The organism is Maribacter sp. R86514 (assembly GCF_044597005.1).
Lineage (GTDB): Bacteria > Bacteroidota > Bacteroidia > Flavobacteriales > Flavobacteriaceae > Maribacter.
In genome coordinates, this window is sequence record NZ_CP138999.1 from 1,500,291 (window position 1) to 1,514,674 (window position 14,384).

Annotated in this window: 12 protein-coding genes; 7 read left to right on the plus strand and 5 right to left on the minus strand. The window is 35.9% G+C overall.

The genetic code is table 11. The features are described 5' to 3' along the window. Positions 1-52 precede the first annotated feature (52 nt). Positions 53-1,954, minus strand: coding sequence for a molecular chaperone DnaK (dnaK, locus tag SJY30_RS06800; protein ID WP_396634820.1), 1,902 nt, complete (start codon positions 1,952-1,954; stop codon positions 53-55). A 186-nt stretch (positions 1,955-2,140) separates the two neighbouring features. Here dnaK and SJY30_RS06805 point away from each other — a divergent pair, with 186 nt between their 5' ends. From SJY30_RS06805 to SJY30_RS06815, 3 genes are all read left to right on the plus strand, one after another. Further along, on the plus strand, positions 2,141-3,565 hold the full coding sequence (locus tag SJY30_RS06805) for an L-serine ammonia-lyase (protein ID WP_396635311.1): 1,425 nt from the start codon (positions 2,141-2,143) through the stop codon (positions 3,563-3,565). Between the two features lie 89 nt (positions 3,566-3,654). Next, positions 3,655-5,574, plus strand: coding sequence for a DUF294 nucleotidyltransferase-like domain-containing protein (locus tag SJY30_RS06810; protein ID WP_396634821.1), 1,920 nt, complete (start codon positions 3,655-3,657; stop codon positions 5,572-5,574). Next, on the plus strand, positions 5,574-6,230 hold the full coding sequence (locus SJY30_RS06815) for a PolC-type DNA polymerase III (RefSeq protein WP_396634822.1): 657 nt from the start codon (positions 5,574-5,576) through the stop codon (positions 6,228-6,230). The genes SJY30_RS06810 and SJY30_RS06815 overlap by 1 nt, the downstream gene beginning before the upstream one ends. A 2-nt stretch (positions 6,231-6,232) precedes the next feature. Here SJY30_RS06815 and SJY30_RS06820 read toward each other — a convergent pair whose 3' ends face one another. Beyond that, entirely contained in the window at positions 6,233-7,189 is a 957-nt protein-coding gene (locus SJY30_RS06820) for a phosphoribosylaminoimidazolesuccinocarboxamide synthase (RefSeq protein WP_396634823.1), read from the minus strand. Positions 7,190-7,197: 8 nt separating this feature from the next. After that, a complete protein-coding gene (locus tag SJY30_RS06825; protein ID WP_036153605.1) occupies positions 7,198-8,151 on the minus strand; it encodes a PhoH family protein in 954 nt (317 codons plus the stop codon). 130 nt (positions 8,152-8,281) lie between these two features. Here SJY30_RS06825 and SJY30_RS06830 point away from each other — a divergent pair, with 130 nt between their 5' ends. Beyond that, positions 8,282-9,112, plus strand: coding sequence for an S-adenosyl-l-methionine hydroxide adenosyltransferase family protein (locus SJY30_RS06830; RefSeq protein WP_036153604.1), 831 nt, complete (start codon positions 8,282-8,284; stop codon positions 9,110-9,112). Between the two features lie 278 nt (positions 9,113-9,390). Continuing rightward, the gene (dnaN, locus tag SJY30_RS06835; protein WP_036153600.1) at positions 9,391-10,509 is read left to right on the plus strand and encodes a DNA polymerase III subunit beta; all 1,119 of its coding nucleotides are present in this window, start codon (positions 9,391-9,393) and stop codon (positions 10,507-10,509) included. Positions 10,510-10,578: 69 nt separating this feature from the next. On the opposite strand, the gene SJY30_RS06840 is transcribed toward dnaN, so the two are convergent. Continuing rightward, on the minus strand, positions 10,579-10,947 hold the full coding sequence (locus SJY30_RS06840) for a DUF4870 domain-containing protein (protein ID WP_396634824.1): 369 nt from the start codon (positions 10,945-10,947) through the stop codon (positions 10,579-10,581). A gap of 221 nt (positions 10,948-11,168) precedes the next feature. Continuing rightward, a complete protein-coding gene (locus SJY30_RS06845; protein ID WP_396634825.1) occupies positions 11,169-11,447 on the minus strand; it encodes a hypothetical protein in 279 nt (92 codons plus the stop codon). A 110-nt stretch (positions 11,448-11,557) separates the two neighbouring features. Here SJY30_RS06845 and mnmE point away from each other — a divergent pair, with 110 nt between their 5' ends. Together mnmE and SJY30_RS06855 are read left to right on the plus strand one after the other, a co-directional pair. After that, positions 11,558-12,955: a tRNA uridine-5-carboxymethylaminomethyl(34) synthesis GTPase MnmE gene (mnmE, locus tag SJY30_RS06850; RefSeq protein WP_396635312.1), complete on the plus strand. Its 1,398-nt coding sequence runs from the start codon at positions 11,558-11,560 to the stop codon at positions 12,953-12,955. 171 nt (positions 12,956-13,126) lie between these two features. Beyond that, positions 13,127-14,281: a phage integrase SAM-like domain-containing protein gene (locus SJY30_RS06855; RefSeq protein ID WP_396634826.1), complete on the plus strand. Its 1,155-nt coding sequence runs from the start codon at positions 13,127-13,129 to the stop codon at positions 14,279-14,281. Positions 14,282-14,384: the final 103 nt, after the last annotated feature.

Below are 14,384 nucleotides of genomic sequence, written 5' to 3' on the forward strand. Positions count from 1 at the left end.
TAAAAAGGGACGGTAAATACCATCCCTTTTTTTATAACAACTTAAAGTTATATTATTTAACCTCTTCGAAGTCCACGTCTTCAACATTATCAGCATCAGAAGCACCACCGTCAGCAGTTGGTTCTCCTTGTGGAGCACCACCTTGTGCGTCAGCTTGCGCTTTGTACATTTCTTCAGATGCAACTTTCCAAGCTTCATTGATTTTATCTAAAGCTGGTGTAATTACTGCGATATCTTTAGTTTCGTAAGCCGCTTTCAATTCTGTCAAAGCTTCTTCAATTGGCTTTTTCTTATCGTCAGATAATTTATCGCCAAACTCTTCTAATTGCTTCTCGGTCTGGAAAATCATACCATCAGCTTCATTCAACTTATCGGCAGTTTCTTTCGCTTTTTTATCAGATTCAGCATTTGCCTCAGCCTCTGCTTTCATCTTTTGAATTTCCTCTTCGGTTAAACCAGAAGAAGCTTCAATACGAATATCCTGAGTTTTGTTCGTAGCCTTATCTGTTGCAGATACTTTAATAATACCGTTAGCATCGATATCGAAAGTTACTTCAATTTGCGGAGTACCTCTCTTTGCTGGTGGAATACCATCTAAATGGAATCTACCGATTGTTTTGTTATCGTTTGCCATTGGTCTCTCTCCTTGCAATACGTGAATTTCAACCGATGGTTGGTTATCAGCAGCAGTAGAGAATACCTGAGACTTTTTCGTTGGTATTGTTGTGTTAGCCTCTATTAATTTAGTCATTACACTACCCATAGTTTCAATACCTAATGAAAGCGGAGTAACATCTAATAACAATACATCTTTAACATCACCGGTTAAAACACCACCTTGAATAGCTGCACCAATTGCAACAACCTCATCTGGGTTTACACCTTTAGAAGGCTTCTTACCAAAAAACTTCTCAACAGCTTCTTGTACTGCAGGTATTCTAGTAGAACCACCAACTAAGATAATCTCATCGATATCGCTCTTAGAAAGTCCTGCTGATTTCATAGCAGTCTCACATGGCTCTATAGTTCTTTTTACCAAATCAGCGATTAATTGCTCAAACTTAGATCTTGTCAAAGTTCTCACTAAGTGCTTTGGTCCTGAAGCTGTAGCTGTAACGTATGGTAAATTGATTTCTGTTTGTGCAGAAGATGATAATTCAATCTTAGCTTTCTCAGCTGCCTCACGTAAACGCTGTAAAGCCATAGCATCTTTTCTAAGGTCCATATCTTCTTCAGACTTGAACTCTTCAGCTAACCAATCGATAATTTTTTGATCCACATCATCACCACCTAAGTGCGTATCACCATCAGTAGCCAATACTTCAAAAACACCGTCACCTAACTCTAAGATAGATACATCATGTGTACCACCACCAAAGTCAAAAACAACTATTTTCTGATCCGTATCTTTTTTGTCCATACCGTATGCTAAAGAAGCAGACGTTGGTTCGTTAATAATACGCTCTACAGTTAAACCTGCAATTTCACCAGCTTCTTTAGTAGCTTGTCTTTGCGCATCGTTAAAATATGCCGGTACGGTAATTACTGCACGAGAAACTTCTTGACCTAAATAATCTTCAGCAGTTTTCTTCATTTTCTGAAGAATCATAGCTGATAATTCTTGTGGAGAATATAAACGACCATCAATATCTACTCTTGGTGTATCGTTATCTCCCTTTACTACTTTATAAGGTACTCTTTCAGCTTCTTTACTAGATTCTGAATATTTATTACCCATGAACCTTTTAATAGAATAAATGGTTTTATGAGGATTTGTTACCGCTTGTCTTTTTGCTGGATCACCAACTTTAATTTCACCTCCATCAACAAAAGCGATGACAGATGGTGTAGTTCTTTTTCCTTCTGCATTTGGAATTACTACTGGCTCATTACCTTCCATTACGGAAACACAGGAGTTGGTAGTACCCAAATCTATTCCTATAATCTTACTCATTTTATATGTTTTAAATTAAGTGCTTTATTTTACAATCGATTAGTAATTGACAAACAATATGCCAAGCCAGAAAAACTGACATGATGTCATTAATACACTTTTCTACATAATAATTATGCCAATATAGTATGGTAATACATTACCAAAACATTGTACCTTAGCCTACAAAACTTATAAGATTTGGAGATAGAAAGCATTAGTGTTTTTGATATGCTAAAGATAGGCGTAGGTCCTTCTAGTTCACATACCTTAGGTCCATGGCGTGCTGCAGAGCGGTGGTTAGCCAGATTGAACTCTAAAGACAATCTTGAGAAGGTTGAAGAAGTAGAAGTGCACTTATACGGATCGTTATCATTGACAGGTAAAGGTCATGCCACTGACTATGCCGTAATGCTAGGGCTGTTAGGTGCCGATCCAGAATTGATCCCTATTGACACTATTGACCCTCTGATAAATAAAATTAAAAACGAGCATATTTTACTTTTAGATGGTACGTACCGTATCACCTTTGACCCGGACAAACATATTATATTCAATAGAAAATTTCTTCCTTTTCATGCCAACGGATTAAAGTTTCAAGCGAAATTAAAATCGGGCAGAAAAATTTCAAAAACTTATTATTCCATAGGTGGAGGATTCGTTATTAGCGAAGAGCGTAAAAATGCCAAACGCAAGGTTGACATGTTTGAAAAGTTTCCGTTTCCTGTACAAAAAGGAACTGAACTTCTTGATTTTTGTAAAAACGAAGATTTAAAAATTTCTGAATTGGTTTTACAGAACGAAAGATCTTTGCGAGATGATGTGAAAATCGATCATGAATTAAATCGCATCTGGTCTACCATGTTAGAATGCATGTTTACCGGTTGCCACACCGAAGGAACTTTACCTGGCGGATTACATGTAAAGCGTAGGGCTTTTGAAATGCACAATAAACTAAAAAGCGACCTACCCTACTCCAACCCCGAAGAGTGGATACAGAGCATAAGACAGACAGAAGTAAAGTTTAGACAAATATTACAGTGGGTAAGCTGCTTTGCCTTAAGTGTAAATGAAGTTAATGCATCCTTAGGTCGTGTAGTCACAGCACCAACTAACGGAAGTGCAGGTGTTATACCTGCCGTATTGATGTACTATATGGTCATTGAAAACCACGCAGGTAATTTTGAACATGTTAAACAGTTTTTGCTTGTTGCAGGAGAAATTGGGAGCATCTTTAAAAAAGGAGCTACCATATCTGCCGCAATGGGAGGTTGTCAAGCAGAAATAGGCGTTTCATCGGCTATGGCCGCAGGAGCACTTACAGAATTACTGGGAGGTACTCCAGAACAAGTACTTATGGCTGCAGAAATTGCAATGGAACATCATTTAGGGCTTACTTGTGACCCTATTGGCGGATTGGTTCAAATACCTTGTATTGAACGCAACTCTATGGGAGCAATAAAAGCTATTAATGCTGCAGAGCTAGCCTTGGGGTCTGATCCTTCAGCAGCTAAAGTACCATTAGACAAAGTGGTACAGACCATGTGGGAAACCGCAAAAGACATGAGTTCCAAGTATAAAGAAACCTCTGAAGGCGGATTAGCAGTTGGTGTTTTCTTGAGCGATTGCTAACATTTTTTTTTAAACAAGGCAATCTTTAATTTGTGGTTGCACATATGAAGGTCTTTTTATATCTGCATTTAATCCGCTAACTTTAATTTATGAAAAATCTGATTTCTGAAAGGGTAGCCGATTTTATTAAAAACTATCCGCCTTTTAATGTTCTTAACAGCAAATCTCTTTTTGAGTTGGCTGAACAAGTACTTATCGTCTATAAAGAGAAGAACAGTATTATTTTCAATGTTGATGAACCTCAGCATTCACACTTTTATATGGTTCATAAAGGTGCGGTTACTTTAAACAATCCTACCAATTCAAATATTATTGACTATTGTGATGAAGGAGATATATTTGGGTTACGCCCGCTTTTTGCCAATGAAAATTATAAGTTAGAAGCTAGAGCGCATGAAGAGTGTATTCTCTACGGAATTCCAATCGACATTTTTAAACCTATTGCCAAGAAGAACAATCAGGTAACTATTTTCTTAATGGAGAGTTTTGCCTCCAACACCCGTAATCCGTACGCAAAAAATCAAAAAGGGCAACTTTATGATAACGAAGGTGAAGAAGAGGTTACTACCGAAGTGGTACTGCCAGACCTACAATTAGCTAACTACTCAAAAAAATTGGTAACCTGTTCCACAAGAACCTCTATTAAAGAGGCTGCTGATATCATGTCCAAGAAGAAAATTGGATCATTATTAATTACCAGTAAAGATTTACCAGTTGGCATTATTACCGATAAAGATTTCAGAAACAAAGTAATATCAGGTCAGCAGCCAATAACTGCTTCAGTAAAAACTGTAATGACTACCCCGGTAATTACGTATCCAAAAAATCTTACCATTACACAGGCACAAATGGCGATGATGAAAAGCAACGTTAGTCATTTGGTCATTACGGAAGATGGCACGCCAAATTCGGCTGCATTAGGAATTTTATCCAAGCATGACGTAATGGTTTCCTTAGGCGATAACCCGGCAGTATTGGTAAAAGCGATTAAACGTACCTCTCGCATTAAAAAAATAAAACAGATCAGAAAAAGTGTTATGGTTCTTTTAACCGGATACTTAGAGCAAAATATTCCATTAGGACTGATTGCTAAAATCATCTCTGAACTAAATGATACATGTATAAAGCAGGTAGTGGAAATTTCTATTGCTAAAATGGATACGCCCCAACCCGTTAAATTTGCCTGGCTGGCATTAGGTAGTCAAGGTAGAAGTGAACAACTTTTACATACAGATCAAGATAATGCCTTGGTATTTGAAAATGTACCTGAGGAAGATTTATCTAAAACTACCACTTACTTCCTTGAACTTTCTAAACATATAACCAAAGGATTGAATACTATAGGTTATGAGTACTGCCCAGCGGATATGATGGCTTCTAACCCAAAATGGTGCTTAAGTCTAGAAGAATGGAAAAACAAACTATCATATTGGATCGGTAACCCCGGACCCAACGAGGTTTTAATGTCTTCCATATTTTTTGATTACAGTTTGGCATTCGGAGAAAGAAGTTTATTGGATAATATGTCTGACCATATATTTAGAACCGTTAAGAATTATCCTATTTTTTTGGTGCACTTGGCAAACGGCGCACTTCAAAGTCCGTCACCTACTGGTTTTTTTAGGCAATTCGTTGTTGAGCAAGACGGTCAACACAAAGATTCCTTTGATTTAAAAAGAAGAGCTTTACGACCCTTGGTTGATGCCGCGCGTGTTTTAATACTATCACATTCCGTTAAAGCTATTAGCAATACATGGGAACGATATGAGAAATTAGCGGAACTTGAACCCAATAACAAAGAGTTGTATTTGGCTTGCTCTTACGCCACAAAAGCCTTGGTAAAATTTAGAACACGACAAGGTTTGGCTAATCATGATTCAGGTAGGTTTATTCAACTAGACCAGTTGAGCAAGCAAGAAAAAATGAAATTGAAGCGTACCTTTAAAGCTATTAAGGAAATACAAGAGTTAATCACGCTCCGTTTTAAAGTGACTAATATTTTAGGGTAATGGGATTACTTAAACGAACACCTAAAAACCTACCAGAATTTTGGAAAACTTATGAAAGCCTTTTCAAGGAAACTCAAAGTAAAAAATTTAATGACCAAATTTTTGTAGTCTTAGATACCGAAACAACAGGTTTTAGCTTTGAAGATGACCGTATCCTCTCCATTGGCGCGGTAAAAATTAAAAATGAGAGTATCTCTGTTCAAGAAGTATTCGATATCTATTTAGAGCAAGAAAAATTCAATAAAGAGACTGTCCACGTTCACGGACTTTTAAAAAACGGACAGCGAGAGTGTATCAGTGAAATTTTGGCACTTGAAAAGTTTTTAGCTTATGTTGGTGATGCGGTTATCGTGGCACACCATGCAGGTTTTGATATGGGAATGCTAAATACTGCTTTAGTAAGGCATGGTCTACCTAAACTAAAAAACATGGTCTTAGATACTGGAGTGATTTACAAGAAAACATTAATAAAATCTTACCTAGTTCAACCGAAATCCAATTATACCCTGGATGAGCTTGCGGAAAAATTCTCCATTTCTAGAAAAGACAGGCATACTGCTTTAGGCGACGCCTATATAACAGCTGTCGCCTTTTTAAAGATTATATCACGCTTAAAGGAAAAGAAAAACTTCTCGCTTAAATATTTACTTAGATAAGTTTAAAGGCTCTCCAAATAACTTAAGACGTTTCTATTTATCCTATCATGAATATGAGTAGTATCAGCCTTTACAAATGGCTCTCCAGTTATATGTTCGTAAAGTTCAATATAACGTTCAGATACAGACTCAATGTATTCATCAGACATCTCAGGAACGGTTTGTCCCTCTAAACCTTGAAAGTCATTAGCAATCAACCATTGTCTTACAAACTCCTTCGATAATTGTTTTTGAGGCTCATTGGCATCTTGCCTAGCCTGATATCCATCAGAATAAAAATATCTAGAAGAATCTGGAGTATGAATCTCATCGATCAAAACAATCTTTCCTTCTTTAGTTTTTCCGAATTCATACTTGGTATCTACCAAAATCAATCCTCTTTCAGCGGCAATTTCCGTTCCTCTTTGAAAAAGTGCATAAGTATACTTTTCAAGTAATTCATAATCTTCTGCTGAAACTATGCCTTTACTTAAAATATCGGCTTTGGAGATATCCTCATCATGATCACCCATTTCCGCTTTGGTAGCAGGAGTAATTATAGGACTTGGAAATTTATCATTCTCCTTCATACCATCGGGCATGGCAACACCACAAAGCATTCTTTTGCCCAACTTATATTCTCTAGCTGCATGCCCGGATAAATACCCACGAATAACCATTTCTATCTTAAAAGGCTCGCAGGCAACACCAACAGCAACATTTGGATCAGGAGTTGCAGTTAACCAGTTTGGAACAATATCTTCTGTAGAAGCCATCATTTGGGTTGCAATCTGATTTAAAATCTGTCCTTTGTATGGAATTCCCTTTGGCATCACCACATCAAAAGCAGATAACCTATCAGTGGCCACCATGACCAACATATCGTTATCTAAAGTGTATACCGATCTTACTTTGCCTTTATAGACATTTTTCTGACCCGGGAAATTAAATTCAGTTTCGTAAATAGTATTCTTTGACATGTAAATTCTTAATTGTGGTGTTCTATAGTTTTATAAGCTTCAATAACTTTTTTCACAAGTTTATGACGGATTACATCTTTATCATCTAGATAAATAACCTCTATACCTGGCACATTATTTAAAATGAGCAGAGCCTCTTTTAAACCTGAAATTGTTCTTCTAGGCAAGTCAATTTGCCCTGGATCTCCCGTTATCAGGAATCTGGCATTTCTACCCATTCTAGTCAAAAACATTTTCATTTGTGCGTGGGTGGTATTCTGTGCCTCATCTAAAATAACAAAGGCGTTATCTAAAGTTCTACCACGCATAAATGCCATTGGTGCAATTTGTATGGTACCGTTTTCAATATAATGCACCAATTTTTCAGCGGGGATCATATCTCTAAGCGCATCATATAAAGGTTGCATGTAAGGATCTAGTTTTTCTTTTAAATCGCCAGGTAAAAAACCAAGATTCTCACCAGCCTCAACCGCCGGTCTCGTCAAGATAATTTTCTTTACCTGTTTCTCTTTCAATGCTTTTACCGCAAGTGCAACGCCAGTATAGGTTTTACCAGTACCTGCCGGACCAATGGCAAAAACCATATCGTTCTTTTTAGAGGCATCTACCAAACGACGTTGATTAGCAGTTTGTGCCTTTATCAACCTACCACTAACACCATGAACCAAAGTTTCACCACTATTCTTTGATGATTTTAATTCATCATCCTCAGAACTTGTCAAAACTCTCTCTATACTGTTTTCATCTAATTTGTTGTATTTAATGAAATGCTGGGTCAACATATCAAACCGCCTCTCAAATTCTTCCAGTAGTTCTTCATCTCCAAAGGCTTTAATTTTGTTGCCACGAGCTACGATTTTCAACTTCGGAAAGTATTTCTTTAATAAATCAATATGCTCATTTTGCTGCCCAAAAAACTCTCTCGGGCTAATTTCGGTAAGTTCTAGAATTATCTCGTTCAAACAGTCGGTTTTATAATGATTTATAGTTAGCGAAGATTAGTTTCTAATCGCTATTTTTTTGTTTAATTTTGTATATCAAATTTAAGCAAATTTTAAGTTCGACTAACCAAAAACATATCAACATTGCTGTATGGCAATTATCACCCTCACAACAGATTTCGGATTAAAAGATCACTTTGTAGCTGTATTAAAAGGCTCCATATATACAGAATTGCCCGATGCTAAAATTGTTGATATTTCGCATGACATCATGCCGTTCAACATTCACGAATGTGCTTATATACTTTCAAATACTTATAATAGTTTCCCAAAAGGAACCATTCATATTGTTGGTGTAGACTCTGAAGAAACCCCGGATAACAAGCATATTGTAGCATTAGTAAACGGACACTATTTTATTAGCGCAAACACCGGTGTCATTGGACTCATCACCTCTGAAATGACTCCGGAAAAAGTATTTGAAATAAATTTACCAGATTCTATTGCAAACTCATTCCCTGTATTAAATGTTTTCATACAAGTTGCCTGCCATATAGCCCGCGGCGGCACATTAGAACTTGTGGGCAAACCATTTACCGAATTGAACGATTTAAGAGAATTTGCACCGAGAATAGTTGAAGACGGAAAGAAAATAATTGGCAGTGTCATCTATATTGATAACTATGGAAATGTAATTACCAATATTCGTAAAAATTTATTTGACGCTTATCGGAAAGACCGTGATTATACCGTAATGGCCCGAAATCATAAAATAAAAACGATCCATAAAGCTTATAATGAATTTATAGACTATAGTCTAGAGAAGAGTCAACGTAAGAGTGCGGGAGACCTGCTTGCCATATTTAATTCATCCAATTATATAGAACTGGCTATTTATAAAAGCAATTTAACCACAGTAGGCGGTGCCTCCACCCTATTAGGATTGGATTATAGAGATACTATTATGGTAGATTTTGAATAGCATTAGCAAATTCAATTTCAAGAATATTTAAGCGTATTTTTAAAATATAAGAAGAGTTCAAAAGTTAATAACTAATGCCCGAAATTAATTAATATGATCTTAATGTAGTAATACCTAGTATTATACACTACCTTAATAGATAACAAACTGTTAATAAGTTTGTTTCCTTAAAAAGGTCAATTAAAATATCTTTGTTGGTAACGAAAACTGCCAACAATAAGGAGTTTAAACCTATTTTGCTTGATGAATTCAAGGAAAATATCAATAAAAATTAAAGAATGAAATTTATAGTTTCAAGTACCTATTTGCTAAAACAACTTCAAATATTAGGAGGTGTAATCAACAACAGTAATACGTTACCAATTCTGGATAATTTTCTGTTCGATTTGCAGAAGGACAAACTAACGGTCTCAGCTTCCGATTTGGAAACCACCATGAGTTCAGTTATAAAGGTAGATTCTGACAACGAAGGTACTATAGCTGTACCGGCAAGATTGCTTTTAGAAACTTTAAAAACTTTCCCTGAACAACCACTGACTTTTGTTGTTGAGGATAACAATACAGTAGAAATCAGTTCTAACCACGGTAAATATGCGCTTGCATATGCTGATGGAGCTGAATTCCCAAAAGCAGTTGAATTAACAAGTCCAAGTTCAACAACATTACTTGGTGATATTTTGGCAACAGCCATCAACAAAACAATATTTGCTGCAGGTAATGATGACTTAAGACCTGTAATGAGCGGAGTATTTTTTCAATTTTCTCCAGAGAACTTAACGTTCGTTGCAACTGACGCACATAAATTGGTAAAATACCAACGAACTGATGTAAGAGCTTCTCAAGTAGCGGAATTCATTATGCCTAAAAAACCTTTGACTTTGTTGAAAGGTATATTAGCTGGTAGTGAGTCTGATGTGCTTATTGAATACAATGAAAGTAATGCAAAATTCAGTTTTGATGAAACTGAATTGATTTGTAGACTAATAGATGGCAAATACCCTAACTACGAAGCGGTAATACCAAAAGAAAACCCGAACAAACTTACGATTGCAAGAAATCAGTTTTTGAGCTCAGTAAAAAGGGTTTCTATTTTCTCTAATAAAACAACACACCAAATACGTTTAAAAATTGCTGGTGCAGAATTAAATATATCTGCTGAAGATCTTGATTATTCTAACAAAGCAGAAGAAAGATTAACATGTGCTTACCAAGGTGATGACATGCAAATTGGTTTCAACTCTAGGTTCTTAACCGAAATGTTGAACAACTTAGGTTCTGATGAAGTTTCTTTAGAAATGAGTTTACCAAACCGTGCAGGTATACTTACCCCAACAGATGGTTTGGATGAAGGTGAATTTGTAACTATGTTGGTAATGCCTGTTATGCTTAACGGGTAGTATTAAAAACTATAAATAAAAAAGGGTCAGTTGAATTACTGACCCTTTTTTTTATGCTTTATATCTTGTTTACGATATAAACCGTATGGTTCCAAAATAACTAGGAGATTCTCCTTTACTTGCTTTTATGGCATTTATTGCAGGCATCACAATTGATAAGATACCGGCAAAAATCAGTAATAAGATTCCGAGACCGAATAATAAGATACCAGGAATACCAATTACTAAATATAAGATTAGGGTTAATTGAAAGTTGATGACAGATTTACCATGCTCATCCATACCAATAACGGAATCTTTGGTCGTTAACCAAATCACCAACGGTACTATAAGTCCGCCAAATCCTGTTATAAAATCTAAATATTGAGACAAATGAGTAATGACCAACAAATTACGGTCTTCACGAACAACTACTGCGTTTTTATTTACTAGTTCCATTTTTGATTGATTTTAATGATGAATACTATAAATAAGACGCACAAACCCCATAAATGTTACAAAAATTAGAAATTATAATTTTCTATTTAATTTTGTACGCTTCTCTTTTTCCTTCATGATCTTCATTTGGCTCTTGGCAATTTTATCCTCGATTTTCTGAATATCCACTGGAGAAAGCGTTCCTTTTAATTTTCCTTTCTCGAGCTGAGCTCTTAATTTTGCTATTTGTTTTTCTTCTTTAGAAATAGATTTTGTTTTAGAACTAATTTGCTTTTTAAGCTTTTCTTCTTTCTTTTTAGCAGCATCCTTTTTCTTTTGTCGAGCTGCTTCTTTTTTTCTTTTTTAGCATCGGCCTTAGCCTCCTTTACATCTTTCTTCACCTGCTTCATTTCTTCCTCAACATCTTCAATAACTTCCTTTTCATTTACAGGAGCGTCGTCTTGGGCTACAACTAAAGAACCCATTAACATAAATACTAACAATACAAATACTTTTCTCATATTAAAATTACATTTTATAACATGCAAAATTACTATATAATTGAATACTGAAAACAAAAGGTGTTTAAATTAAGAAAACTACAACAGTTATAATTGATTATTTTTGCATGATGATTCAAACCGATACTATAATAGCATTAGCGACTCCAGCAGGCGCAGGAGCAATCGCAGTTATAAGACTTTCAGGCACAGATGCAATTACGATTGCTTCTAAACAATTTGAATCGGTTTCAGGTAAAATTCTTGAAAACCAAAAAAGCCATACCATACACTTAGGTTATATTAAGGATGGAGAAAATGTACTAGATCAAGCACTCGTTTCCATATTTAAAAATCCACGTTCTTATACAGGAGAAAACGTAATAGAAATATCCTGCCACGGTTCACCATACATACAACAACAAATTATTCAGTTATTTCTTAGAAATGGTTGTAGAACCGCAGATGCAGGTGAGTTTACCCTAAGAGCCTTTTTAAATGGTAAGATGGATTTAAGTCAGGCAGAAGCTGTTGCCGATTTAATTTCTAGTGATAATGCCGCTAGCCATCAAATTGCCGTGCAACAAATGCGTGGCGGGTTCAGTAACGAGATAAAACAGTTACGAACAGAACTCCTGAATTTTGCTTCATTAATAGAACTAGAACTCGATTTTTCTGAAGAAGATGTAGAATTCGCAGACCGTACTCAATTTAAGGAACTACTTACCCGTATTCAAAAAGTATTGCAAGGTCTAATAGATTCTTTTGCTGTAGGTAATGTAATTAAAAATGGTATACCAGTAGCTATTGTAGGTGAACCTAACGTAGGTAAATCTACCCTTTTAAATGCGTTTTTAAATGAAGAGCGCGCATTGGTATCTGATATTGCCGGAACAACCAGAGACACTATAGAAGATGAAATATCTATTGGTGGAATTGGTTTCAGATTCATAGACACCGCAGGAATTCGTGAGACCCAAGATGTTGTAGAAGGCATGGGAATTAAACGAACATTCGAAAAAATAGAACAGGCACAAGTAATTTTACTACTAGTTGATGGATCAAAGATTTTAGCTGACGATAAAAAACTGAAAAATATTGTCATCGATTATGAGAAAATAAAAAATCAGAATCCGCTAAAACCTTTAGTATTGCTTGTAAATAAAGCCGATACCCTTTCTGAGGATGAAAAGAATAAAATCGGTACCTATTTAGATGATGTAAAATACCTATCTGCAAAAACTGGAGAAGGTGTAGAAGAATTACAAAATAGCCTTTTAGAATTTGTAAATACAGGAGCTCTACGCAATAATGAAACGATAGTTACCAATACCCGCCATTATAACTCCTTACTAAAAGCATTAGAAGAAATAGAAAAAGTTCAATTTGGGATGAAAGCAGAACTTTCAAGCGACCTCATGGCTATTGATGTTAAAGAAGCTCTATATCATTTAGGGGAAATCACAGGTCAAGTGACCAACGATGAGTTGTTGGGAAATATATTTGCTAATTTTTGTATCGGCAAGTAGATTCCCATTTTATTTGGTTTCATTTGTACTCAAATGACTATAAATCAGGTGTTTGTTAAAAATTTGCATTTCTTTATTTTCTCTTTTATGTATGATTTTCGTACTTTTGTGTCTCTCATGTGTACCTCGTGAATAAATTTTTATTGAGAGATACACAAATGTGTACCTCGTATGAAAATTCATCTCAGAAGAAAAAAATTAAAAAGCGGAAAGATCAGCCTATATCTTGAATATTATAAAGGCCGAACGAAAACACCCGATGGCAAGAATAAAATTTTAAGGGATTTCGAATATCTTGATCTCTATCTCACCCCCAATCCAGAAACACCTGCTCAGAAAAAAAAGAATAGCGAAAATTTAGAGCTGGCAGAACAGATATTTACAATTCGAAAAGCAGAGCTTATTCAAGGGAAGTATAATATTCAAAATGATAGAAAGGGCAAAGTCGGTTTTTTGGAGTTCTACGAAGAGATGAAGGAAGAACGCTACCAGTCAAAGGGCAATTACGATAATTGGGATGCAGCACAAAAACATATAGAAGCCTACTCCCCCAATCACATCACTCTTAATGATGTAGATGTCAAATTCATTAAAGGTTTCAAAAAGTACTTGGATACGGTAGCGGTAACAAAAAGTCAGAAGAAGCTATCCCAAAACACAAAGCATACCTATTTTAATAAATTTAAAGCCTGCCTGAATGCAGCATTCGAAGAGGGATATTTAAAAGAGAACTATATCAAAAAAGTGAAAGGCTTTAGCATGGGAGAATCTAAGCGGGAATACCTTACCGCGGACGAGCTTCAAAGATTGGCTAGTACTACCTGTTCACTACCACTTCTAAAACGTGCATTTCTTTTTTCAGCATTAACGGGAATACGATGGTCCGACGTAAACAAAATGAAATGGTCTGAAGTGAGAGACGAAGGAATGGATTCGGAGAATACTCCTATTTTCAGAATTGTCTTTCAGCAAAAGAAAACCGATGGCGTAGAATATTTATATATATCCAAACAGGCCAGAGAGTTTTTAGGGGAGCGGAGAGCTAAGGATGATAGGGTATTTAAGGGGCTTCGGTATAGCGCTCACATGAATATGCAACTACTACGTTGGTGCATGCATGCCGGTATTAACAAGCATATCACCTTTCATTCTGCGAGGCACACAAACGCTGTCTTACTTCTAGAAAATGGTGCAGATATTTATACCGTATCAAAACGTCTCGGACATCGGGAGATACGAACTACCGCTATTTATGCAAAGATTATTGATAAGAAAATGAAGGAAGCTGCTAACTTGATTCCTAAGTTGGATTTGAAAATGGACTAAGAGATATTATAAGGTTTTATAACTAGCACAAAATCTTTTATAAAGATGGATTCCAAAAATATGAAAACCTATGAAGGGGTTGCCCTTCCAAAATTATACGCTA